This window comes from Leifsonia sp. Root112D2 (assembly GCF_001424905.1).
Classification (GTDB): Bacteria; Actinomycetota; Actinomycetes; order Actinomycetales; family Microbacteriaceae; genus Root112D2.
The window spans coordinates 862625-884360 of record NZ_LMCU01000001.1 but is presented as its reverse complement, the minus strand read 5'-3'; the positions used below and the strand labels follow the sequence as shown (position 1 = coordinate 884360).

23 protein-coding genes are annotated in these 21736 nt (G+C 67.1%); 10 read left to right on the top strand and 13 right to left on the bottom strand.

Annotated elements, in window-relative coordinates:
* The first annotated feature begins 49 nt into the window (after positions 1-49).
* From hemB to ASC63_RS04050, 3 genes are all read left to right on the top strand, one after another.
* Positions 50-976 carry a porphobilinogen synthase gene (gene hemB / locus ASC63_RS04060; protein ID WP_055814834.1) on the top strand — a complete coding sequence of 309 codons (927 nt, stop codon included), beginning with the start codon at positions 50-52 and terminating at the stop codon, positions 974-976.
* Positions 973-2271 carry a glutamate-1-semialdehyde 2,1-aminomutase gene (gene hemL / locus ASC63_RS04055; protein WP_055810174.1) on the top strand — a complete coding sequence of 433 codons (1299 nt, stop codon included), beginning with the start codon at positions 973-975 and terminating at the stop codon, positions 2269-2271. Before hemB ends, hemL begins: the two co-directional genes overlap by 4 nt.
* A gap of 200 nt (positions 2272-2471) precedes the next feature.
* On the top strand, positions 2472-2789 hold the full coding sequence (locus ASC63_RS04050; RefSeq protein ID WP_082487181.1) for a substrate-binding domain-containing protein: 318 nt from the start codon (positions 2472-2474) through the stop codon (positions 2787-2789).
* An 83-nt stretch (positions 2790-2872) separates the two neighbouring features.
* Here the strand turns inward: ASC63_RS04050 and ASC63_RS04045 are convergent, their stop codons facing one another.
* The 4 genes from ASC63_RS04045 to ASC63_RS04030 all read right to left on the bottom strand — a co-directional run bounded on the left by ASC63_RS04045 (position 2873) and on the right by ASC63_RS04030 (position 7508).
* A complete protein-coding gene (locus ASC63_RS04045; RefSeq protein WP_055810170.1) occupies positions 2873-4129 on the bottom strand; it encodes a sugar ABC transporter permease in 1257 nt (418 codons plus the stop codon).
* Positions 4126-4947 carry an ATP-binding cassette domain-containing protein gene (locus tag ASC63_RS04040; RefSeq protein WP_082487179.1) on the bottom strand — a complete coding sequence of 274 codons (822 nt, stop codon included), beginning with the start codon at positions 4945-4947 and terminating at the stop codon, positions 4126-4128. The genes ASC63_RS04045 and ASC63_RS04040 overlap by 4 nt, the downstream gene beginning before the upstream one ends.
* 93 nt (positions 4948-5040) lie before the next feature.
* Positions 5041-6147, bottom strand: a complete 1107-nt coding sequence (locus tag ASC63_RS04035; RefSeq protein WP_055810168.1) for an ABC transporter substrate-binding protein — start codon at positions 6145-6147, stop codon at positions 5041-5043.
* A gap of 98 nt (positions 6148-6245) precedes the next feature.
* Complete coding sequence (locus tag ASC63_RS04030; protein ID WP_235491792.1) at positions 6246-7508, bottom strand: ROK family transcriptional regulator; 1263 nt, start codon at positions 7506-7508, stop codon at positions 6246-6248.
* Positions 7509-7562: 54 nt separating this feature from the next.
* On the opposite strand from ASC63_RS04030, the gene ASC63_RS04025 reads away from it, so the two are divergent.
* A complete protein-coding gene (locus ASC63_RS04025; RefSeq protein ID WP_055810166.1) occupies positions 7563-7994 on the top strand; it encodes a hypothetical protein in 432 nt (143 codons plus the stop codon).
* Between the two features lie 34 nt (positions 7995-8028).
* On the opposite strand, the gene ASC63_RS04020 is transcribed toward ASC63_RS04025, so the two are convergent.
* From ASC63_RS04020 to ASC63_RS03990, 7 genes are read right to left on the bottom strand one after another with little or no spacing between them, the layout of a single operon-like run.
* Entirely contained in the window at positions 8029-8409 is a 381-nt protein-coding gene (locus ASC63_RS04020; RefSeq protein ID WP_055810164.1) for a DUF1304 domain-containing protein, read from the bottom strand.
* Positions 8406-9500, bottom strand: a complete 1095-nt coding sequence (locus tag ASC63_RS04015; RefSeq protein WP_055810162.1) for an MDR family oxidoreductase — start codon at positions 9498-9500, stop codon at positions 8406-8408. The genes ASC63_RS04020 and ASC63_RS04015 overlap by 4 nt, the downstream gene beginning before the upstream one ends.
* A gap of 42 nt (positions 9501-9542) precedes the next feature.
* Positions 9543-10358: an ABC transporter permease gene (locus ASC63_RS04010; RefSeq protein ID WP_235491790.1), complete on the bottom strand. Its 816-nt coding sequence runs from the start codon at positions 10356-10358 to the stop codon at positions 9543-9545.
* Positions 10355-11257, bottom strand: a complete 903-nt coding sequence (locus tag ASC63_RS04005; protein ID WP_055810160.1) for an ATP-binding cassette domain-containing protein — start codon at positions 11255-11257, stop codon at positions 10355-10357. The genes ASC63_RS04010 and ASC63_RS04005 overlap by 4 nt, the downstream gene beginning before the upstream one ends.
* A 55-nt stretch (positions 11258-11312) precedes the next feature.
* A complete protein-coding gene (panD, locus tag ASC63_RS04000) occupies positions 11313-11732 on the bottom strand; it encodes an aspartate 1-decarboxylase (RefSeq protein WP_082487176.1) in 420 nt (139 codons plus the stop codon).
* Positions 11733-11775: 43 nt separating this feature from the next.
* Entirely contained in the window at positions 11776-12552 is a 777-nt protein-coding gene (locus tag ASC63_RS03995) for an isocitrate lyase/PEP mutase family protein (RefSeq protein WP_055810155.1), read from the bottom strand.
* A 16-nt stretch (positions 12553-12568) separates the two neighbouring features.
* Positions 12569-13543, bottom strand: a complete 975-nt coding sequence (locus ASC63_RS03990) for a tRNA uridine(34) hydroxylase (RefSeq protein ID WP_055814823.1) — start codon at positions 13541-13543, stop codon at positions 12569-12571.
* Between the two features lie 142 nt (positions 13544-13685).
* Between ASC63_RS03990 and ASC63_RS03985 the strand changes: the two genes are divergently transcribed.
* The 5 genes from ASC63_RS03985 (at position 13686) to ASC63_RS03965 (ending at position 18759) form a co-directional block, all read left to right on the top strand.
* Complete coding sequence (locus tag ASC63_RS03985) at positions 13686-14438, top strand: polyprenol monophosphomannose synthase (protein ID WP_055810153.1); 753 nt, start codon at positions 13686-13688, stop codon at positions 14436-14438.
* Between the two features lie 33 nt (positions 14439-14471).
* Complete coding sequence (locus ASC63_RS03980) at positions 14472-15020, top strand: YbhB/YbcL family Raf kinase inhibitor-like protein (RefSeq protein WP_055810151.1); 549 nt, start codon at positions 14472-14474, stop codon at positions 15018-15020.
* 46 nt (positions 15021-15066) lie between these two features.
* A complete protein-coding gene (locus ASC63_RS03975; RefSeq protein WP_055810149.1) occupies positions 15067-16605 on the top strand; it encodes an MmgE/PrpD family protein in 1539 nt (512 codons plus the stop codon).
* A complete protein-coding gene (prpB, locus tag ASC63_RS03970) occupies positions 16605-17504 on the top strand; it encodes a methylisocitrate lyase (protein WP_055810147.1) in 900 nt (299 codons plus the stop codon). The genes ASC63_RS03975 and prpB overlap by 1 nt, the downstream gene beginning before the upstream one ends.
* A gap of 133 nt (positions 17505-17637) precedes the next feature.
* The gene (locus ASC63_RS03965) at positions 17638-18759 is read left to right on the top strand and encodes a bifunctional 2-methylcitrate synthase/citrate synthase (RefSeq protein ID WP_055810145.1); all 1122 of its coding nucleotides are present in this window, start codon (positions 17638-17640) and stop codon (positions 18757-18759) included.
* A gap of 112 nt (positions 18760-18871) precedes the next feature.
* Here the strand turns inward: ASC63_RS03965 and ASC63_RS03960 are convergent, their stop codons facing one another.
* Positions 18872-19486 (bottom strand): DUF1349 domain-containing protein, encoded by a 615-nt coding sequence (locus ASC63_RS03960; protein WP_055810143.1) that lies wholly within the window; start codon positions 19484-19486, stop codon positions 18872-18874.
* A 133-nt stretch (positions 19487-19619) separates the two neighbouring features.
* Between ASC63_RS03960 and ASC63_RS03955 the strand changes: the two genes are divergently transcribed.
* The gene (locus ASC63_RS03955; RefSeq protein WP_082487173.1) at positions 19620-20162 is read left to right on the top strand and encodes an acyl-CoA thioesterase; all 543 of its coding nucleotides are present in this window, start codon (positions 19620-19622) and stop codon (positions 20160-20162) included.
* 113 nt (positions 20163-20275) lie between these two features.
* Here the strand turns inward: ASC63_RS03955 and ASC63_RS03950 are convergent, their stop codons facing one another.
* Positions 20276-21667, bottom strand: coding sequence for an FAD-binding oxidoreductase (locus ASC63_RS03950; protein ID WP_055814820.1), 1392 nt, complete (start codon positions 21665-21667; stop codon positions 20276-20278).
* Between the last annotated feature and the right edge of the window lie 69 nt (positions 21668-21736).

Below are 21736 nucleotides of genomic sequence, written 5' to 3'. Positions count from 1 at the left end.
CCCGCTGCATCCCACCGTCCGTCCGCGCCGACTGCGCACGACCGCAGCGATGCGTCGGCTCACCGCCGAAAACCGGCTGCACCCGGCCGAGCTGATTCTGCCGCTGTTCGTGCGCGAGGGCACGAGTGAGCCGCTGCCGATCCAGTCGATGCCGGGTGTCGTGCAGCACAGCATCGACTCGCTCAGGCGAGCGGTGACGGATGCCGCGACCGCCGGTCTCGGAGGCGTCATGCTGTTCGGGGTTCCCGAGCGGCGCGACGCGACCGGCACCGGCGCGATCGACCCCGACGGCATCCTGAACATCGGAACCCGGGCGGTGGTCGAAGAAGTCGGCGACGCTCTCGTCGTGCAGACTGATCTGTGCCTCGACGAGTTCACTGACCACGGGCACTGCGGCGTGCTGGATGCCTCGGGCCGCGTCGACAACGATGCCACGTTGCTGCGCTACCGCGACATGGCGCTCGCGCAGGCCGAGGCCGGCTCGCAGTTGCTTGGACTCTCCGGCATGATGGACGGCCAGGTCGCCGCCGTGCGCGAGGTGCTCGACGCGGCCGGCCACATCGACACCGCGATTCTCGCGTATGCCGCGAAGTACGCATCCGCCTTCTACGGTCCGTTCCGTGAGGCCGTCGACTCGCAGCTGAGCGGCGACCGCCGCAGCTACCAGCAGCATCCTGCCAATCGTCGCGAGGGTCTGCGCGAGGCCACGCTCGACCTCGCCGAGGGCGCCGACGTGCTCATGGTGAAGCCGGCGATGAGCTACCTCGACGTGCTCAGCGACGTCGCGGCGATCAGCGATGTGCCCGTCTGGGCGTACCAGGTGTCGGGCGAATACGCCATGATCGAGGCCGCCGCCGCGCACGGCTGGATCGACCGCGGTCGCGCCATCGAGGAGTCGCTCATCGGCATCAAGCGCGCCGGCGCCGACGCGATTCTCACGTATTGGGCGCTCGAGATCGCGAACAGCCTGCGATGACCACGAACGACTCGCTCTTCGACCGCGCCCGCGCCGTCATTCCCGGCGGCGTCAACTCGCCCGTGCGCGCCTACCGCTCCGTGGGCGGCACGCCGCGATTCATGGTCTCCGCCCGCGGGCCGTACATCACCGATGCCGAGGGGCGTGAGTACGTGGATCTCGTGGCCTCGTGGGGTCCGGCGATTCTCGGGCACGCGCATCCGGACGTCGTGAAGGCGGTTCAGGATGCCGCCTCCCGCGGCCTCTCTTTCGGCGCCTCCACCCCCGCCGAGACCGAACTCGCCGAGCTCGTCATCGACCGTGTTGCCGCCGTCGACGAGCTGCGCCTCGTCTCCACGGGCACCGAGGCCACCATGACGGCGATCCGCCTTGCACGCGGCTTCACCGGGCGCTCTCTGCTGGTGAAGTTCGCCGGCCACTACCACGGCCACTCCGACGGGCTGCTCGCCGAATCCGGCAGCGGCCTTGCCACGCTCGCGCTGCCGGCATCCGCGGGAGTCCCCGCAGAGATCGCGGCGCAGACGCTCGTGATTCCCTACAACGACCGTGACGCCGTGACCGCCGTCTTCGCCGAGTTCGGCGACCGCATCGCCGGCATCATCGTCGAGGCCGCTGCCGCGAACATGGGCGTGGTGCCGCCCGAGCCCGGATTCAACGCCTTCCTGGCGCAGACCGCCCATTCCCACGGCGCCCTGCTCATCCTCGACGAGGTGCTCACCGGCTTCCGCGTCGGCCCAGCCGGTTGGTGGGGGCTGGACGCCACCTATCCGATCGACCTCATCACCTTCGGCAAGGTCATCGGCGGCGGCATGCCCTTGGCCGCGCTCGGCGGTCGCCGCGAGATCATGGAGCATCTCGCCCCGGTCGGCCCCGTCTACCAGGCCGGCACGCTCTCGGGAAACCCTGTCGCCGTCGCCGCCGGTATCGCCACGCTTCGGGCCGCGGATGCAAGCGTGTACGCCGCCCTCGACACCACCGCTTCCACGGTCTCCGCCGCGGCATCCGCGGCATTGTCCGCCGCCGGTGTCGCGCATCACGTTCAGTACGCCGGCAACCTGTTCAGCATCCTGTTCAGCGAGAGCCCTGCGCGCAACTATGCCGAGGTGCAGCGCCAGGATGCGTTCCGCTACGGCCCGTTCTTCCACGCCATGCTCGACGCCGGCGTCTCACTGCCGCCAAGCGTCTTCGAGGCCTGGTTCGTCACGGCCGCCCACGACGAGGCGGCGATAGCCCGCATCCTCGAGGCTCTGCCCGCGGCGGCCCGCGCCGCGGCATCCGCTCACCCCGCGTCCTGACCCGCCGGCTACTCAGCCGCTCAGAGTGCCAGGTCGTGCCGAGATAGCCGGTTAGCCTGGCACTTTTGGCGCGAGCTAACGCTCTCGGCGCAATCGGCATCGGCGTCGAAACCTTTACCGAACGGCAGAGACCGGGATGCCTGATCGCGCGTCGTGCGCCCGGGCACGGCGTGTCGCGGCGCGGCTCCGCATCCGCGTAAATCGCTGGCCCGCAGGACACCTCGGGCGGCATCCGTCGTCTTGACGCGTACCGCGCCGAGCAGGGTGAGAACTTCGAAGAGCGCTTCGTGGCGTATGGGGACTACGGGCGTGAGAGCGGGGTGCGTGCGATGGCCGAGCTGCTCAAGCGGGCGCCCGAGCTCGACGCGGTGTTCGCCGCCAACGACATGATGGCCGCCGGCGCGCTGGAGGCGCTGAAGGCTGCCTGCCGACGCGCTCGAACCAGACAGCACCGGGCCGAGGTCAGGCGGGGTCCTTTTCGTGAGGGGCGAAGTATGGCCCCTCAGAAGGCAATTTGAGGGGCCATTTCGCGCCCCTCACGGGGAGAAAAACCGGGCCGCGACGCTCTTCGGGTTCGTCGCGGCCCCATTTGTGCCGGGCGTTACGCCTGGCCGTGGCTGGCGCGCGAGCGGCGCGACAGCGAGTCGATGATCACGGCGAGCAGCAGCACGGCGCCGGTCACCATGTAGCGCACCGAGGAGTCGAGGCTCAGCAGGGTCAGACCGCTGGAGATCGACTGGATGACGACAACACCCAACAGTGCAGACCACGCGCTTCCACGTCCGCCGAAGAGGCTGGTTCCACCGATGACTGCCGCCGCGATGGCGTTCAGGTTGACGTCGCCGCCACCGCTCGAGATGCTCGCGGCGGTCAGGCGGCCGGCGGCGAGCAGGCCGCCGAGGGCGGCGAACAGCGAACCAAACATCAGCACGGAGATGTAGATGCGGTTCACCTTGATGCCCGCGCGCCGTGCGGCTTCGACGTTGCCGCCGACGGCGTAGACCGAACGGCCCCACCTGGTGCGAGTGAGAAAGAAGTTGGTGATCATGACCAGCACGACGAACAGGAGGAACGAAATGGCGATGCCACGATCCGTCGCGAGATAGGCCACGACGATCACGAGCAGCGCGAGCAGCAGAACCGCCTTGATGAGCATGATCGTGCGGGAGCCGGTCGACAGCCCGGCCTGGGCGCGTCGTCGTGCACGCAGCATGTCCGATCCGGCCATGCCGATGACGGCAAGTGCGGCCAGCGCATAGGCGAGCCAGGGTGGCAGGAATATCGACGTCGTAAACTGCACAATCCACGACGTGTAGGGCAGGTTGATGGTGCCGTTGGCACCGAGCACCCAGAGCTGCAGGCCGAGGAACGCGAGCAGGCCGGCGAGGGTGATCACGAACGTCGGAACTCCGAAGCGCGTGAAGAGAAAGCCGTAGATGAGGCCGATCACGGCACCGGCTGCCAGCGCCCCCAGAATCGCGAAGACCAGAGGCCAGTGCAATTGCACGAAAGTCACGCCGAGTATGGCCGAGGCGAGGCCGCTGACCGAGCCGATCGAGAGGTCGATCTGGCCCAGAAGCAGCACCAGCACGACGCCGATGGCTATGGTGCCGCCCGCGGCGCACTGAATGCTGAGGTTGACGAGGTTGTTTGCTGAGAGGAAGTTCTGGTTGAGAATCTGGAAGATGGCCCAGATCAACACGAGGCCGATGACCACGGGCAGCGATCCGAGGTCGCCGGCGCGCACACGGCGCCCGAATGCTCGAGCCGCACCGATGAGCCCCTCTTCACGAATGAGGCGCTCATCCTGCAGGTCGGCGGCGCGTGCGGCGGGGGTTTCGTTATTCGCGGTTGTCATGCGTTCGGAGTCTCCTCGGTGGGGCGGGCGGTGGCCCTGCGGGTGACGGCATTGTCTGTGGCGCCGGTGATGGCGGCGATGATCTCCTCGTAGCTCACGTCGGGCACACGGAAGTCGCCGTTGTTGCGCCCGAGCCGCAGCACGACAACGCGGTCGGCGACGGCCTGCACATCGGCCATGTTGTGGCTGATCAGGACAACCCCGAGGCCGCGCTCTCGCAGTCGTTCGATGAGGTTGAGCACCTCGGCGGTCTGCGCAACGCCGAGTGCGGCCGTCGGCTCGTCCAGGATCACGATCTGTGGCTCGCCGATCAGTGATCGCGCGATGGCCACGGTCTGGCGCTGTCCACCGGAGAGCGAAGCTACCGCGATGCGTACCGAGGGGATCTTTGCCGAGAGCTGGCGCAACAGTGTCCACGACTGCTGCTCCATGCGTTCTTCGTCGAGTGTTCCTGTGCCGAGCTCACGACCGAGAAAAAGGTTGGAGACGACGTCGAGGTTGTCGCACAGCGCGAGATCCTGGAACACCGTGGCGACTCCGAGGGCGCGCGAAGCCGCCGGGGTGGGAATCGAGACGCGCCGACCTTCGAAGGAGATCTCGCCCGAGTCTGCCGGGTGCACGCCGGCCAGAATCTTTACCAGCGTCGATTTGCCGGCGCCGTTGTCGCCGACGATGGCCACAACCTCGCCGGGATAGACATCCATGTCGATGTCGGTCAGGGCCTGAACAGCACCGAATCCCTTCGAGATGCGCCTGATCGAAAGTATCGGCTCCCTCCCGGGTGTGCTGCGCTCGGTGGCGGGAGCTTCCAAGGTCACGATTTCTCCTTTGAATCGACGAGACTCGTCGGGTTGACGCAAAAGTACACCCGAGCGGGGATCACCGGTGGTGATCCCCGCCCGGGCGGCGAATTACTTGATGCCGTACTTGGTGCAGGCGGCTGCGTAGGCGGCGGTGCAGATGTCCGATGCCTTGTACAGACCGTCCTTGACCACGGTGTCTTCGATGTTGGCGGTCGTCACGGCGACGGGCGTCAGCAAGAACGACTGGATGTCGGCGCCCCCGGCCGTCTTGGTGGTCGTGTCGCCCTTCGGCTTGTTGCCCTTGATCAGGTCAACGGCCAGCTCGGCGGCCTTGTATGCCTCCGGCTTGAAGGCCTTGTACACCGTCATGAACTGGTCTCCGGCGAGAATGCGCTGGATTCCGGCGAGCGAGGCATCCTGACCGGTGACGGGAGGAAGCGGAACAACTCCACCAGCCTTGAGGGCTGCGATGGCGCCGTTTGCGGTGTCATCGTTCGCGTCGTAGACGCCCTTGATCTGCTTGCCGAACTTGGTGACCTGGCCAGAGACCCAGTCCTGCGCCTTCGGCGGCTCCCATCCGGGTGTGTCGAACTCGGCGAGAACCTTGTAGCCACTTCCGTCGATGACGCTGTGCGCACCCTTCTTGAACTGGGTTGCGTTGTTGTCGGTGGGCGAACCGTTGACCATCAGGATGCCGCTGCCGGCAGGAACGTTGGTCTTCTTCAGCTCATTGACGAGCGCGGTTGCCTGCAGCTCACCGACCTTCACGTTGTCGAAGGAGATGTAGTAGCTGCTGTCGGCGCTGTTGATAAGGCGGTCATAGGAGATGACCGGAACGTTCTTGGCCTTGGCCTCGTTGACGATGGCTGCTGCGGCCTGGCCGTCGAACGGGTCGAGCACCATGGCCTTGATGCCCTGGGTCAGCATCGATTCGGCCTGCTGCTGCTGCTTGGCGGCATCGCCGTCAGCGTTGGCGTAGAGCACGGTGCAGTCGGGGCAGAGCTCCTTGACCCGAGCCTCGAAGTACGGCTTGTCTGCGCTCGCGTAGCGGGCGGTTACCGAGTCGGGCAGCAGGAGGCCGATCTTCGCTTTGGCCGTATCGGCCGGCTTGTTGCTCGTCGCGGTGTCCGCGCCGTTCGAACATGCGGTGAGTGTGCCCGCTGTGAGCAAGAGCGCGGCTGTCGCAACAATCGCTCTCGTGGTGGCGATCTTCATTGAAAAACCTCCGGTTCAAGGGTCGCCTACTTTGGCGACTGGCATGAGCTTGTCATTTACGCGCGTTGGCGTCAAGTCTTGAAGGCAACGATTTGGTCTCAGCTTCGCGCGGGCTCATCGGTGGCGATATTCACCTGATCGATGGCGTAGACGAGCGCGCCCAGAACGGCGGCCCGATTGCCGAGTTGGCCCTGCACCACATCGGGAATCGACTCGTCATCGACGATGATCGAGCGCTCGATCGCGTGCCGCAACGGGCCGAGTAGCAACTCGCCGGATCGCGCGAGGTCGCCGCCGACCACGATGCGCTCCGGATCGAGCAGATTGCACAGGTTTGCCGCCGCGACGCCGATGTGCTTTCCGGCGTCGGCTATCGCGCGAATGCAGGCGTCGTCACCCGCCATTGCTCGGATGACCAGATCGCCCAGCTTGAGCGGTCCGTACGTCGGCTTGAGGGCCTCGAGAATGGCGGGGCCTCCGGCGATGGCCTCGAGGCATCCGCGGTTTCCACAGCGACACAGTGGCCCATTTTCGCGGATGGTGATGTGGCCGAACTCGCCTGCGCTGCCGTTGTGGCCGCGGAACAGGCGCCCATTCAGCAGCAGGCCCGAACCGATTCCGTCGCCGATGTCGAGGAAGACCGCGTTCTCTTTGCCGCGAGCTGCTCCGAGTCGCGCCTCGGCAAGGGCGGCAAGGTTGGAGGCGTTATCGACGAAGACGGGGCACTGCAGCCGACGTTGCATGACGTCGGCCACGGGTACCGCATCCCAACCGCGCAGGATTCCACCGCGGGCCGTCGTTCCCGTCGCCGATTTCAGGGGCGCAGGCAGCGCGATGCCGACCGCCAGCAGTTCGCTCATGCCGGAATCCACGCTGTCGAGCATGTCGGCGATCAGCAGGGTCGCCCGGTCGAGTTCGTTGTCGGCGCGGTGGTCTTTGGCGAGCGGCATGTGATGCTCGGCGAGCACCGTATGGGCGACATCCGAGAGGGCAACGCGCAGATGACGGGTCGAATAGTGCACGCCGACGACCAGACCGAGGGCGTGGGCCAGCGTCACGTACTGCGCTCGCCGGCCGCTGCGCGTGCTCGGCGCCGTGTGCAGAACGCCCGTGCCGGTCAGTTCTTTGACGATATTCGAGACGGTGGCTGCGGAAAGTCCGGTGGCCCCGGCGAGTTCCACCTGGGTCAGACCGCCGTGTTTCTTGACGGCGTCGACGATCCGCGCCCTGTTGGCTTCACGAAGTGAAGTCTGCGAACCGGGAGTCCGCCGCGTCTCTGCCACGAGAACAAGATACATGGCCGCCGCCGATTGGGCATCGTCGAATTCTGCGCGGGTGAGTTCACCCGCGGTTTGACGCACGATTGTGAGCGATTCGAGACGACGGGAAATGGGGCGACACGGCAGACTAGAGACATGGCCGACTTGCACGTGTACCCCGACCGCCTCGAGATCCGTCTCACCCGGGCGGAAAAGGTGCTGTCGCTGCGGCGCGACGACCTCGTGATAGCGCGCGACGACATCAAGTCCGTCGCCATCACGGCGGATCCGTGGATCTGGATTCGTGGCATCCGGGCGCCCGGCGCGATGGTGCCGTTGACCCTCGCGGTGGGAACCTGGAAGTTTCACGGCGGCAAGGATTTCCTGCTCATCAAGGGAAAGCAGCGCTCGGCGGTCGTGATCGACCTGGAGACGGCGGACGAAGCTGCGGCAGGCTCAGGTGCCGGCGCGGATGCGACGACCGGCTTTGCGCGCGTGATCGTCTCCACGCTGCACGCCAGCAAACTGATCGAGGTGCTGCGGCTCGTGGCCCCCGACGAGTTGACCGCCGACGGCGAAGCTATTTAGCGTGCGGCGCCGTCCGCGTGCCCGCTGACGGTTCTTAGCTCAGCAGGATGAGCACCAGGCCGGCCAGCGGCAGGATGCCCTGCGTGATGGCGGCGCGAATGTAGCCACGGCCGGTCGAGACGAGCACGATGGATGCCGCGAGCATGCTGCCCAGCGTGAACACCACCAGCGCGAGCCCGGGGTAGTGCCAGCCGACGCCGAAGAAGATCACGCCGATGAAAGCGCCGATGGCGAGGAACAGGTTGTAGAACCCCTGGTTGTACGCGAGTGCTTTGGTAGTGTTCGCGTCTTCCTGGCTGGCGACGCCGAAGCGCTTCCAGATGGCCGGCCTGGTCCAGCTCACGCTTTCCATGATGAAAATTCCGACGTGCAGCGCCGCCGCGAGGGTGACGATGAGGGTCGCGATGATGATCATGCGGTCAGCCTATTGGAGGGCTGCACGCTTGAATCCTCGGCGCGCACGTTGACGACGATGCGGCCGCGCACCTGGCCTTCCATGAATGCGGATGCCGCACCCACCGCATCCGCGAGGCTGACCTCTATGGTCATCTCCTCCAGCATCGCGGGGTCGAGATCGGTGGCCAGACGCTGCCAGGCGAGCTCACGCTCGCGCAGCGGAGCATCCACGGAATTGATGCCGACGAGGGTGACCGCGCGCAGAATGAACGGCACGACGGTGGTCGGCAGGTCGTTGCCCTGGGCGAGCCCGCAGGCGGTGACAATGCCGCCGTAGCGCGTCTGCGCCAGCGCGTTGGCGAGCGTGTGGCTGCCGACGGCGTCGATCACACCTGACCAGCGCTGGCTCTGCAACGGCTTGCCCGGCTCCGAGAGTTCGGCGCGGTCGATGATGTCGGATGCGCCCAGCCGACGCAGGTAGTCCGACTGCTCGGCGGCGCGCCCTGTGGAGGCCGTGACCGGGTAACCCAGCTTCGCGAGCAGGGCGATGGCAACCGAGCCAACGCCACCCGACGCGCCGGTGACGAGAACGGGGGCCGGGTGCTCGGAGTTCGCTATGGCATCCGGGGTGACGCCGCCGCGTTCGAGGGCGAGCACCGAGAGCATCGCCGTGAAACCGGCGGTGCCGATGGCCGCGGCCTGGCGGGAGCTCATCGTGTCGGGCAGATGCACGAGGGCTCCGCCGCGCACGCGCGCGCGCTCGGAAAGGCCCCCGTTGCGGCCCTCGCCGATGCCGTCACCGTTGAGAATGACGCGATCGCCTGCGGCAAAGCGCGGGTCGTCGGATGCGCTAACCGTGCCCACGAGATCGATGCCGGGAATGCGCGGGGAACCCTTGATGATGCGGGGCCGACCGGTGAGCGCGAGGCCGTCCTTGAAGTTGAGACACGAGTATTCGACGTCGACGCTCACGCTTCCGGTGTCGTCGCTCGCATCACCGGCGTTGTCCCGCAGAAAATCCTCGCTCAACATGCGCACCTCGGCGGTGTGCGCGGTGATGCGCCCCGCATCCGTCTGCTGCTCGATGACAATCGCCCGGAATCCGCTCATGCTTCCACCCTAGGCGGATGCCTACGTCACGTCAGGCTCAGGTCACGTCACGTCGCGGCGCCAGCTTACGAAGTGCCCGATGATCGTGAGAACGACCGCATAGCCCAGCAGCACGAGTCCGCCCTGCCACCAGTCGAGAGTGCTCGACCCAGGCGACGAAATGGTGAAGAAGCTCGCGCCGACGAGACCGTCGCTTGCTGCGCCGGGCAGGAACTTGCCGATCGAAGCCGTCGCGGCGCTGAACGATGCGGCCAGACGCAGCAGCGGCTCCACGAACTGGGTGAAGGCCAGCACCGTGATGATCGAACCGACCTGGCTGGGGATGACCGCGCCGACGCCGACGCCTATCGCCGCCCACAGCGCCATCGCGAGAATTGCGCGGCCGATGAGCGCCCACGTGTCGCCGGAGCCCAGAGTGGTGTCGACGCCGAACGCCGACAGCGCGACGGCACCGGCCCCCACCGAGGCGATGAGCGCCACCACTCCATAGACGGCGCCGATGCCCAGTGACGAGACTGCCTTCGTGGCGAGCACCTGCGCCCGCCGCGGGTTCGCCAGAAACGTGGGCGTGAGTGTCTGGTGCTTGAATTCGCCCGTCGACGACAGCGCACCGAGCAGAAGCGGGAACACATAACCCACGGATGTCGCGAAGCTGTAGATGAGAGGGGCGAGCGTTCCGAAGTGCGGCGTATTGCCGGTGGATTCGATCTTGCCCGTCGTGATGGCGCCGAACAGTGCGCCGAGCCCGCCCGAGAGCAGGGCGATGTAGAGGAACAGCACGATGGCGAGAATCCACCACATGCGCGTGGTGAGAAGCTTGGTGAGCTCGGAACGCAGCCCGGCGATGAACGCGCTCACAGTGATCCCCCCTCGCCGACGAGGTGCAGGAACGACTCTTCGAGCCCGGACTTCTGTCGGTGCAGGGCGCTCACCTCCACGCCGGCGGTGAAGAGCACGTGGCCGATGTGGGCGGCCTCGACGCCCGAGACGAGGTAGCCGCCGCGCATGTCGGTGAAGGGCAGCTGCGCCGCGGTGAGGGCCGCAGCCAGCGCCGTGCGATCGGGGGAGTCGACGATCACCTGCACATTGCCCTCAGGGTCGAGGCTCGTCAGATCGCCGCGATGCACGAGCTCACCCTTGGCGATGATGACCACCTCGTCAACGCTCTGCTGCACCTCGGAGAGCAGGTGCGAACTGACCAGCACCGTGCGGCCCTCTGCGGCGAGTTCGCGCAGGAAGGTGCGGATCCACTTGATGCCCTCGGGGTCGAGCCCGTTGATCGGCTCGTCGAGTACGAGCACGCCGGGGTCGCCGAGCAGCGCGAACGCCAGGCCGAGCCGCTGGCGCATGCCGAGTGAGTACCCGCGCACGCGCCGGTCCGCGTAATCGGTGAGGCCCACCTTTGCGAGTGCGACGTCCACCGTGGATGCCTGAAGCCGGGCAGCCTGCGCGTACACCTTCAGGTGGTTGCGGGCGCTGCGACCGGGGTTGAAGCTTGCCGCCTCGAGGGCCGCGCCCACCGTGGACAACGGCCGCTCCAGCTGTGCGTAGGTCTTGCCGCCGATGGTCGCGGTGCCGGAGGTGGGCTGCACGAGCCCCAGCAACATGCGGAGCGTGGTGGTCTTGCCGGCGCCGTTCGGGCCGAGAAAGCCGGTGACGCGCCCGGGTTCGACGCCGAAGGAGAGATCGGAGACGGCCGCGACAGCGCCGAAGCGTTTGGTCACAGCCGCGAATTCGATGGGCACTCCGGTCGCCATGCGAGTCCTTTCAATCTGTATTACTAGTTACAGTACAGATGAATGCAGGGTCTGGCTAGAGCGCGAGGTCGGCCATCGGTGGGCGCTGCAGGCCCTCGGCGAGAGCGGATGCCGGGTCGGCGTTCACGGCGATGATGCGGTTCTCGGCGTCCACGTGAACGATTCGCGGCTCGAAGGCGCGGGCCTCGTCGGTCTCGAACTGGGCGTAGGCGATGACGATGACCAGGTCATCCGGGTGCACGAGGTGCGCTGCGGCACCGTTGATGCCGATGACGCCACTGCCGGCCTCACCCGCGATCGTGTAGGTCTCGAGGCGCGCGCCGTTGGTGATGTCGACGACACTGACCTTCTCGCCGGGGAGGATGTCCGCGGCGTCCAACAGGGCGCGATCGATGGTGATGGAGCCCACGTAATTGAGATCCGCGTGCGTGATTGTCGCACGGTGGATCTTTCCCGTCAGCATGGTTCTTAACACGGTGGTTAAGCGTACCCGGTTCGCCCGGATGTTGCCTCGGGGGCTAGTTGAGTGCGCGGGTGGTCTCGGGGAGCGTGCCTCCCGCGTAGAGCGCGCTCGCGGCATCCGCCAGCGCGGTCAGCGCGAGACGCTGGCTCCACGGGCCGTACGAGACGCGGGTCACACCGAGTTCGGCCAATCGCGCGGGCGGCAGCGAGGTGGGGCCGCCGATCACGCTCAGCCGGCGTTCGCCGATGGCGTCGACCAGGCGGGTGATCTCCTCTTCGCCGCGAACGCCCGGCACGAAGAAGCAGGCTGCGCCTGCCTCGAGAAACGCCAGGCCTCGCTCGATCGCGTCCGCTATGACCTCGTCGCGGGAGCGGTCCCCGGCCTTGATGAAGGCATCCGTTCGGGCGTTCAGCACGAAGGAGGGCACGCCCTCCTGCTCCGCGGCCGCAACGACCGCGGCGACGGATGCGACCGCCTCGTTCAACGGCTTCATCTGGTCTTCGATGTTGGCGCCGACGATGCCCACGCCGATGGCGCGGCGCACCGTCTCCCCGGCGTTTCCGTACCCGCCCTCAAGGTCGGCTGAGACCGGAAGCTCGGTGGCGGCGGCGATGCGGCCGACGCTCTCGATCATGATGTCGAGCGGAATCTTCTCGCCGTCGGGGTATCCCCAGGAGGCCGCTATCGAGTGGCTCGCCGTGGCGAGGGCCTTCGTCTCCGGCAGATCGGCGATGACCTTCGCGCTGATGACGTCCCACACATTGACGACGCTCAGCAGTTCGGGAACAGTGTGCAGGCGCAGAAGTTCGGCGGCCTTGTCCTGAATGCTCATGGGGCCAGCCTATTCCTCAACCAGCCAGAGCGGAGTGCTCCGCGCAGCGGGGTGCGGCGGCGGCGCATGAGGCGCAGACGACGAGCTGGGTGCGGCAGGAGGCATCCGCGCAATTCTGCATGCGGCTGGTCGGGGAGTCGCAGCCGACGCAACGGCCCAGAACGGCGGCGTGATCGCTGAAGTCGAGCGAGACGCGGTTGTCGAAGACATAGAGCGAGCCCTGCCAGAGTCCCTCGTCGCCGAACTGCTCTGCGTAGCGGGCGATGCCGCCGTCGAGCTGGTAGACCTCGCCGAATCCGCGCGAAGCCATCAGACCGCTTAGCACCTCGCAGCGGATGCCGCCGGTGCAGTACGTGACGACCGGCCGTCCCTTGAGATGGTCGTATTTACCGCTGTCGAGTTCGGCGACGAACTCGCGAGTGCTCGCCACGTCGGGCACGACGGCTCCGGCGAAGCGGCCGATCTCGGCCTCGAAGGCGTTGCGTCCGTCGAAGAAGACGACGTCGTCACCTCGCTCGGCGACGAGTCGGTTCACGTCCTCGGGCGCCAGCCGCATCCCGCCGCCGACCACGCCATCATCGTCGACCCGCAGCTCGTCGGGGGCGCCGAAGCTCACGATCTCCTCGCGCACCTTCACCGAGAGTCGCGGAAAATCGGCGCTGAGGAGTGCGGCGCCCTCGGGAGTGCGGGGCACCCATCCGCTGTGCCTCACCGCAGACTCGAGTTCGGCGGGTGGCACCGCCTCGAAGCCGCTGCCCTCGCTCCACTTGGCGTCGAGCCGCGCAAACGGTGGGTACTCGCGCGTCGTGCGCAGGTAACGCTTCACCGCGGGCAGATCGCCGCCGACCGTGCCGTTGATGCCGTCCTTCGAGATGAGGATGCGCCCGCGCAGCCCCAGCGAGGCGCACAGATCGCGCTGCCACAGTCGCACGGCCTCGGGATCGGCCACGGGCGCAAAGACGTAATAGAGCAGAATCTTTGCAACGGCCACCGCTTCAGTGTAGGCAGGAGCCGGCATCCGCTCGCCCGCTCGTTTCTGAGCGGGCTCTCATGCGCCGGCGGATGCGTCATTCACCCACGGCTGCAAGAATGCAGTTCCATAACTTTTTCGAGCAAGCCAGGGGAGATGCTGCGTGAAGACCGTCGTCATCATTCCCACCTACAACGAGCGCGAGAACGTGCAGTGGATCGTTTCGCGCGTGCGCGCCGCGACCCCGGATGCGACGGTGCTCGTCGTCGACGACAACTCGCCCGACGGAACGGGCGCACTGGCAGACGAGCTTGCCGCCTCAGACACGAGCGTTCGGGTGTTGCACCGGGCCGGCAAGGAAGGTCTCGGCGCCGCCTATCGCGATGGATTCCGCTGGGCGCTGACCGCCGGATTCGACCGCGTTGTCGAGATGGATGCCGACGGCTCGCACCAGCCGGAGCAACTGCACCGGCTGCTGGAGGCATCCGACGCGGGCGCCGACGTTGTGGTCGGCTCGCGCTGGGTCGCCGGCGGCGGCGTAGAGAACTGGGCGGCGCATCGCAGGCTGCTCTCACGCGGGGGCAGTGCATACGCGCGCTTCGCCCTCGGGGTGCCGCTTCGGGACGTGACCGGGGGATACCGGGTGTTCACGGCCGAAGCGCTGCGGCGCATCCGGCTTGATGTGGTGCAGAGCCAGGGCTACTGCTTTCAGATCGACATGATCTGGCACGCCGTGGTGGAGGGCCTGCGCGTGGTGGAGGTGCCCATCACCTTTGTTGAGCGCGAGCGCGGCAGCTCGAAGATGACCATGGACATCGTGCTGGAGGCCATGCTGCGCGTCACGGGCTGGGCAGTCACGTCGCTGCCGAGCAGGCTGCGCCGCAGGCGCCGCGCGGCACCGTCGCTGGTCGAATAGCCGCCGATTCCGCTGGGCGAGTAGCGTGGAGCCATGGCTGACTATGACCCGTACGCGCGCCTCACGCCCGTTGCCTCCTTCACGCTGACGAGCGACGACGCCGCCGACAACACGCCCATCCCGACTGTGCATCGCGCCCCCTCGCTCGGGGGCGCGGATGCCTCCCCGCAGCTGAGCTGGAGCGACTTCCCTCACGAGACCCGCAGCTTCGCCCTCACCTGCTTCGACCCCGATGCCCCCACCGGTAGTGGCTTCTGGCACTGGGCCGTCTTCAACATTCCGGCGGATGTCACGAGCCTGCCCACGAACGCCGGCGCGCGGGCCAGTACGGTGCTGCCCGACGCCGCCGTGACCCTGCCCAACGAGATGCGCCTCACGCAGTATTCGGGCGCAGAACCGCCCGAGGGAACGGGCATCCACCGTTACTTCTTCGTCGTGCACGCGGTGGATGTTGACACTCTCGATATCGACGCGCAGTCGACGCCGGCGGTGCTCGGCTTCAACCTGCACTTCCACACGCTGGCCCGTGCGATTCTGGTGCCGACCGCCTCGTTCGGCGACAAGCTGCCCGAGACCGTCTAATGCGGTGAAGGGCGCGATTCGCAGCCCATCACGGTAAGTTGCTGATGTGAAGGTCCAGAACGTGCGCGTGCATCGCAGCGACGAGAATTTGCCCCGAGAAGACCAGTTGGCCTTCAAAATTGCCGAGGTCGCCGCCGAGCCGATCGAGGTCGACGACGAGGTCACCGAGATGGTGATCAACCGCATCATCGACAACGCGGCGGTCGCTGCCGCGTCCCTCACCCGCCGCCCGGTGGCCAGTGCGCGCTCGCAGGCTTTGGCGCATCCGGTCTCGATCGGCGGAGACGGTTCGACCGTGTTCGGCACGAATGCCGCGCGGCGCGTTTCGCCCGAATGGGCCGCGTGGGCCAATGGGGTTGCCGTGCGCGAGCTCGACTATCACGACACGTTTCTTGCGGCCGAATACTCGCATCCAGGAGACAACATCCCGCCGATCACGGCGGTGGCCCAGCATGTGGCGGTCGGTCGCGAGTTGAGCGGCCGCGACCTGGTGCGTGGCATCGCCACCGGCTACGAGATCCAGATCGACCTGGCCCGCGCCATCAGTCTGCACGCACACAAAATCGACCACGTGGCGCACCTGGGCCCGAGCGTGGCGGCCGGCATCGGCGCAATGCTCGGCCTCGACACCGAGATCATCTTCCAGTCGATAGGTCAGGCCCTGCACACCACGACGGCCACGCGGCAGTCGCGCAAGGGCGAGATTTCCAGCTGGAAGGCATACGCTCCCGCGTTCGCCGGCAAGATGGCCATCGAGGCCGTCGACCGTGCCATGCGCGGCGAGACCAGCCCGACCCCCATCTATGAGGGCGAGGACGGCGTGATCGCCTGGCTGCTCGACGGCCCGGATGCCTCATACGACGTCTCGCTGCCCGAGCGTGGAGAGGCCCGCCGCGCCATTCTGGACAGTTACACCAAGGAGCATTCGGCCGAATACCAGGCGCAGGCCTGGATCGACCTGGCCCGCAAGCTGCACGACGACTACCCGCTCATTCTCGACGACGTCTCGAAGATCGAGCGCGTCGTCATCCATACCTCGCACCACACGCACTACGTGATCGGATCGGGGGCGAACGATCCGCAGAAATACGATCCGTCGGCCTCGCGCGAGACGCTCGACCACTCGATTCCCTACATCTTCACGGTGGCGCTGCAGGACGGCAGCTGGGATCACGTGGCCTCGTACATGCCCGAGCGGGCGAACCGGCCGGACACGGTGGAGCTGTGGAAGAAGGTGACGACGGTCGAGGACGAGGCGTGGACGGCTCGTTACCACTCCACCGCGCCCGGGCGGCAGGCCTTCGGCGGACGCGTGGAGATCGACCTCGTCGACGGGGCCCGCATCGTCGAGGAGATTGCGGTGGCGGATGCGCATCCGCTGGGCGCACACCCCTTCGCGCGAGCGGATTACGTCGCGAAGTTCCGCCGGCTCGCCGAGCGCGTGCTCGACGAGACCGAGATCGAGCGGTTCCTCGCCACCGCCGAGCGGCTGCCCGAGCTGAGCGCCGCCGAGCTTGCGGGGCTCACCATCACCGCCGAGATCGGGGTGCTCGCATCCGTCGAGACAACCCGGGGCTTGTTCTGATGCTGTACGCCACGACGACGCCGGCCGCCAAGCGCGCCGCGCTGCGTGAGCGACTGGCCAGCGGTGAACTGCTGCGCTTTCCCGGGGCCTTCAACCCGCTGTCGGCCCGGCTCATCGAGCGCAAGGGTTTCGACGGTGTCTACATCTCGGGCGCTGTGCTGTCGGCCGATCTGGGCCTGCCCGACATCGGCCTCACCACGCTCACTGAGGTGGCCGGCCGCTCGCAGCAGATCGCGCGCATGACCGAGCTGCCCGCCCTCGTTGACGCCGACACGGGCTTCGGCGAGCCCATGAACGTGGCCCGCACCGTGCAGACCCTCGAGGATGCCGGCGTAGCCGGATTGCACATCGAAGACCAGGTGAACCCCAAGCGCTGTGGTCATCTCGACGGCAAGCAGGTGGTCGACGAGAACACGGCGCTCAAGCGCATCCGGGCTGCGGCGGATGCGCGCAGGGACCCGAACCTGCTGATCATGGCCCGCACAGACATCCGCGCGGTCGATGGGCTTGCCGCCGCGATAGACCGAGCCAAGGCGCTCGTCGATGCCGGGGCCGACGCGATCTTCCCCGAAGCCATGGCCGATCTGGCCGAGTTCGAGGCGGTGCGCCGGGCCGTGGACGTGCCGATTTTGGCGAACATGACCGAGTTCGGCAAGAGCGAGCTGTTCACCACCGAGCAGCTGGCCGGCATCGGCATCAACATCGTGATCTACCCGGTGTCTTTGCTGCGTCTGGCCATGGGGGCCGCCGCCCGCGGGCTCGACGCCATCACTGAACAGGGCTCGCTCACCCCGTTGCTCGGCGAGATGCAGCACCGCGCCGAGCTCTACGACCTCATCGACTACGAGGGCTACAACGCCTTCGACTCGTCCGTCTTCAACTTTCGCATCGAGAAGTGAGAACTACGCTGGTTGAGGAGGACTCGACGAAGGAGGGTCCGTCTCGAAACCAGCGTGGCGGCGGGGGTTTCGAGACGCTCGTTCCTCGCTCCTCAACCTGCATACCTCAACCGGCGGAACCAAGGGAGCAAGCATGAGTGAGAACGCAACACCCGAGATTCACAAGGGCCTGGCCGGTGTCGTGGTTGACACCACGGCGATCTCCAGCGTGAACCCCGAGACGAACTCCCTGCTGTATCGCGGCTACCCGGTGCAGGAGCTCGCGGCGAACTGCTCCTTCGCACAGGTCGCCTACCTGCTCTGGCACGGTGAGTTGCCGACGGATGTCGAACTCGCCGACCTCGAGGAGCAGGAGCGGGTGCAGCGCGCGCTCGCCGACAACGTGAGGCGCGTGATAGACGATCTGCCGACATCCGCCCACCCGATGGATGTGCTGCGCACCGCGGTGAGCGTGATCGGCGCGAATGACCCGGCCGCCGAGGACAGCTCGCCCGAGGCCAATCTCGACAAGGCCGTGCGTCTGTTTGCGAAGCTGCCCGCGGTGGTCGCATACGATCAGCGCCGCCGTCGTGGCGAGCAGCTGATCGAGCCGCGTGACGACCTCAATTACGCCGAGAACTTTCTCTACATGACGTTCGGCGAGGTGCCCGACGATGTTGTGGTCGACGCGTTCCGGGTCTCGCTCGTGCTCTATGCCGAGCACTCGTTCAACGCATCCACCTTCACGGCGCGCGTGATCGCATCCACTCTCAGTGACCTGTATTCGGCGGTGACCGGCGCGGTCGGCGCGCTCAAGGGGCCGCTGCACGGCGGCGCCAACGAGGCCGTCATGCACGCCTTCGACGAGATCGGATCGGCGGACAAGGCGGCGGCCTGGCTTGATGACGCACTCGCCGCCAAACGCAAGATCATGGGCTTCGGCCACCGGGTGTACAAGAACGGCGACTCGCGCGTGCCGACCATGAAGGCGGCGCTCGACACGCTCGTCGAGCATTACGACCGCCCCGAGCTGCTCGAGCTGTACACGGCGCTGGAAGGCGCGATGGCCGAGCGGAAGAACATCAAGCCCAACCTGGACTACCCGTCAGGGCCCGTCTATAACCTCATGGGCTTCGACACGGAGACCTTCACCCCGCTGTTCGCGGCGGCGCGCATCACCGGCTGGACCGCGCACATCATGGAGCAGCTCGCGTCGAACTCACTGATCCGCCCGCTCTCGGTCTACAACGGGCCGGAGGAGCGCCACCTCAGCTGAGCGCTGCTGGATTCCTCCCGCTCACCGTGGATGCACGGTGAGTTGCGTCAAATGGTCCTTCCCGCACCGCCGGAAGGACCATTTGACGCAACTCGGCACGCAGGGTGAGAGCTCAGGAGCCATCGCGGATGTCTGCGGGTGCCTCGGCGGCGAAGCTCAGTTGGGTGAACCGCGTGGTGCTGCCCTCGCCCGTTGGAGATTGTGCCAGGAGGCCGATTGCTATCGGCTCGCGGGCGCCGAGACCGAGCGAGAAGTGCCGCACGAGCTCCCACGGCCCGCCCTCACGGGCGGCGTGCAGGGCGAACGCGCTGCCCTGCCGGGAGATTCGCAGGGCCGCGCCGCCCCCGGCGATGGCCCAGCTGTTGCAATCATCCGAGACGCCGTCGCGAGTGACCACCGAGACGATTCGCGGCCTCCCGGTGGGATCGAACTCGGCGCAGAGCTTGAACCAGTTGTCGTCATCGACCCAGCCAAGCAGCACGCCAGCGTCGAAGAGGCTGCGAAAGTCGACGTCGACGTGGGCGCTCAGCTGAAAGTCGCCGGTGACGGAGGCCAGATAGCGCTCGGCATCCGGCGCCGTCTCGAAACCGGCCGGGCTGAGGAAGAGATCGGTGTGCGCGGCTGCGCGAAGTTCCACACCGTCGGACAGGAGGCGGGGCTCGTGCCCGGATGCCGGCCCTTGCGGCTCGAGGGCGAAGGGCAGGCCGGGAACGGTGAGCGAAGGCATGGTGTCTCCTTGGGGGGGATGCGACGACTGTAGAACCTCTGAGGGTAGCCCGGATAAGAGGCGAGCCGGTCTGTGGGGTGGCCACAGCGCGGATGCCGAGCGAGGCATCCGTCGTTAGCATCGCCATGTGCACATGATCTTTCGAACCTTCCTCCATTCGATCATTTCCCGCTTCGGCCCGCGGCTCGGACACTACGACGTGGCGCGCACGCGCTTTCGCGTGCTGCCCACCGACCTCGACATTCTGCGCCACATGAACAACGGCGTGTACCTGTCGATAGCCGACATCGGCCGCTTCGACATGCTGGACCGCAGCGGCGTGTGGGCCATCTTCACGGCACGCGGCTGGTACCCGGTGGTGGCCAGCGAGACCATCACCTTTCGCAAGTCGCTGACACTGGGGCAGCGGTTCACGGTGGAGTCGCGCGTGCTCGGATTCGACGACAAGGCCGTCTTCGTGGAGCAGCGTTTTGTGGTGCACGGTGAGATCTATGCGCAGGCATTCATCAAGGGTCGCTTTTTGAAGAAGACCGGGGGCACGGTGTCGATCGCCGAGCTGCTCGACGCACTCGGCGTCGTTCCCACCGAACTCACCGTGCCGACATGGATCGAACGCTGGGGCGCGGATGCCGCGTTGCCGCCCACGCGCGCCGCGGCCCCCAGCGTGTGGGAGTGAGGAACAGCGCTGGTTGAGGAGCGCGAGGTACGAGCGCGTCTCGAAACCCGCGTGGCGCCACGCAGGTTTCGAGACGCTCGTTCCTCGCTCCTCAACCAGCGGGCTACGGGCGGTTACGCGACGGTGGCAGGCGGGCCGAAGGGGAACACACGGTTCGGGTCGTACTGGGTGCGGGCGGCGGCCAGCCGGGTTCGCGTCTGCTCGGTCCATGACCGCTCGAAGATGATCGGGTCGGCCGGGTTGCCGGAGAAGTTCACGTTCGTCACGGGCGCGAGCGACGCCGCGATGGCCGCGATGAGCGCGCCGGCGACGCGCGGGGCGATCTCGCCGAAGGTGGTCGGGTTGAGCGCGATCAGGGTGAGCAGATAGGCGGCGTCACGCCCGCCGGTGGCGGTTGCGGCGACATCCGCGGGGCGAACCGCGCCTCCCATGTGGCGCAACTCCGCCATGAGGAACGGCGAATCGGCGGAGGGGCCGACGTGCTCCAGCATGGCGGAGAGCACATCCTGGTCGATGCCGGTCAACGCGGTTCCGTAGACCCAGGCGGGGCTGCCCTCTTCGGGGTCGTTGTGGATGGTGCCGACGGCGGAGTATGGAATCTCGGCCACCGCATCGATATACACGGGCGCGCTGGCGCGCAACGGAGAGATCAACCGCTCGCCCTCGGCCGCGTCACCGGGATAGGCGAAACGCAGGTTCAGCAGCGTGCGGCCCCGCAGCGGTGGGGGCACCATCTCGAAGTCGGGCATGCGCATGATGGCGACGGAGGTGGTGACGGTGTCGGGAGCGGTCTGCGTCCACTCGGCCCAGGCACGCAGCGCCGTTTCGATGTTCTCCTCACCGTCGAAGAACAGGCCGCCGGCATAGATCGTGCGCAACGGCGCCAGTTCGAGCGTCATCTCGGTCACCACCCCGAAGCCACCCTTGCCCCCGCGCAGAGCCCAGAACAGCTCGGCATTCTCCTCGGCGCTCGCGGTGACGACCTCACCGTCTGCCGTGACGACGCGAAACCCCCGCACCCAGTCCACTGTGGCGCCGTGGCTGCGCGCCAGGGGGCCGAGGCCGCCGCCGAGCGTGAGCCCGATGGCGCCGACGGTGGGGGACGAGCCAACGATGGGCCCCAGGCCATGTTCCACTCCCGCGGCTATCACGGCGCCCCATTTGACCCCGGCGCCGACGGTTGCCAGCCGCGTTTCGGGGTCGATCGTGACGGCATCCATTCGTTTGGTCACGATGAGCATGCCGCCGCTGACCGGCGCGAACACGCCGTGGCCGGTGGACTGCACATGCACGGGCAGCCCCGCCGTGACGGCGAAGCGCACCGCCTGAACGACGTCTGCCTCGCTCGTGGCGCCGACCACCACATCGGGCAGGCTGGAGACGGCGGTGTTGAAGCCGAGCACTTCTTCGGCGAGGGCCGCGTCATCGCGGAACAGCACCGGGCCGTCCACGGCGGCGCGAAGGGGGGCGAGCGATTCCGCAGAGCTGAGGGTTTCGGTTGTCATGGCGCCGAGACTAGGCCCGCCCACCGACATTGCGGAAGTGAGTATCGCTCACAGCGTACGGGGGTTGGC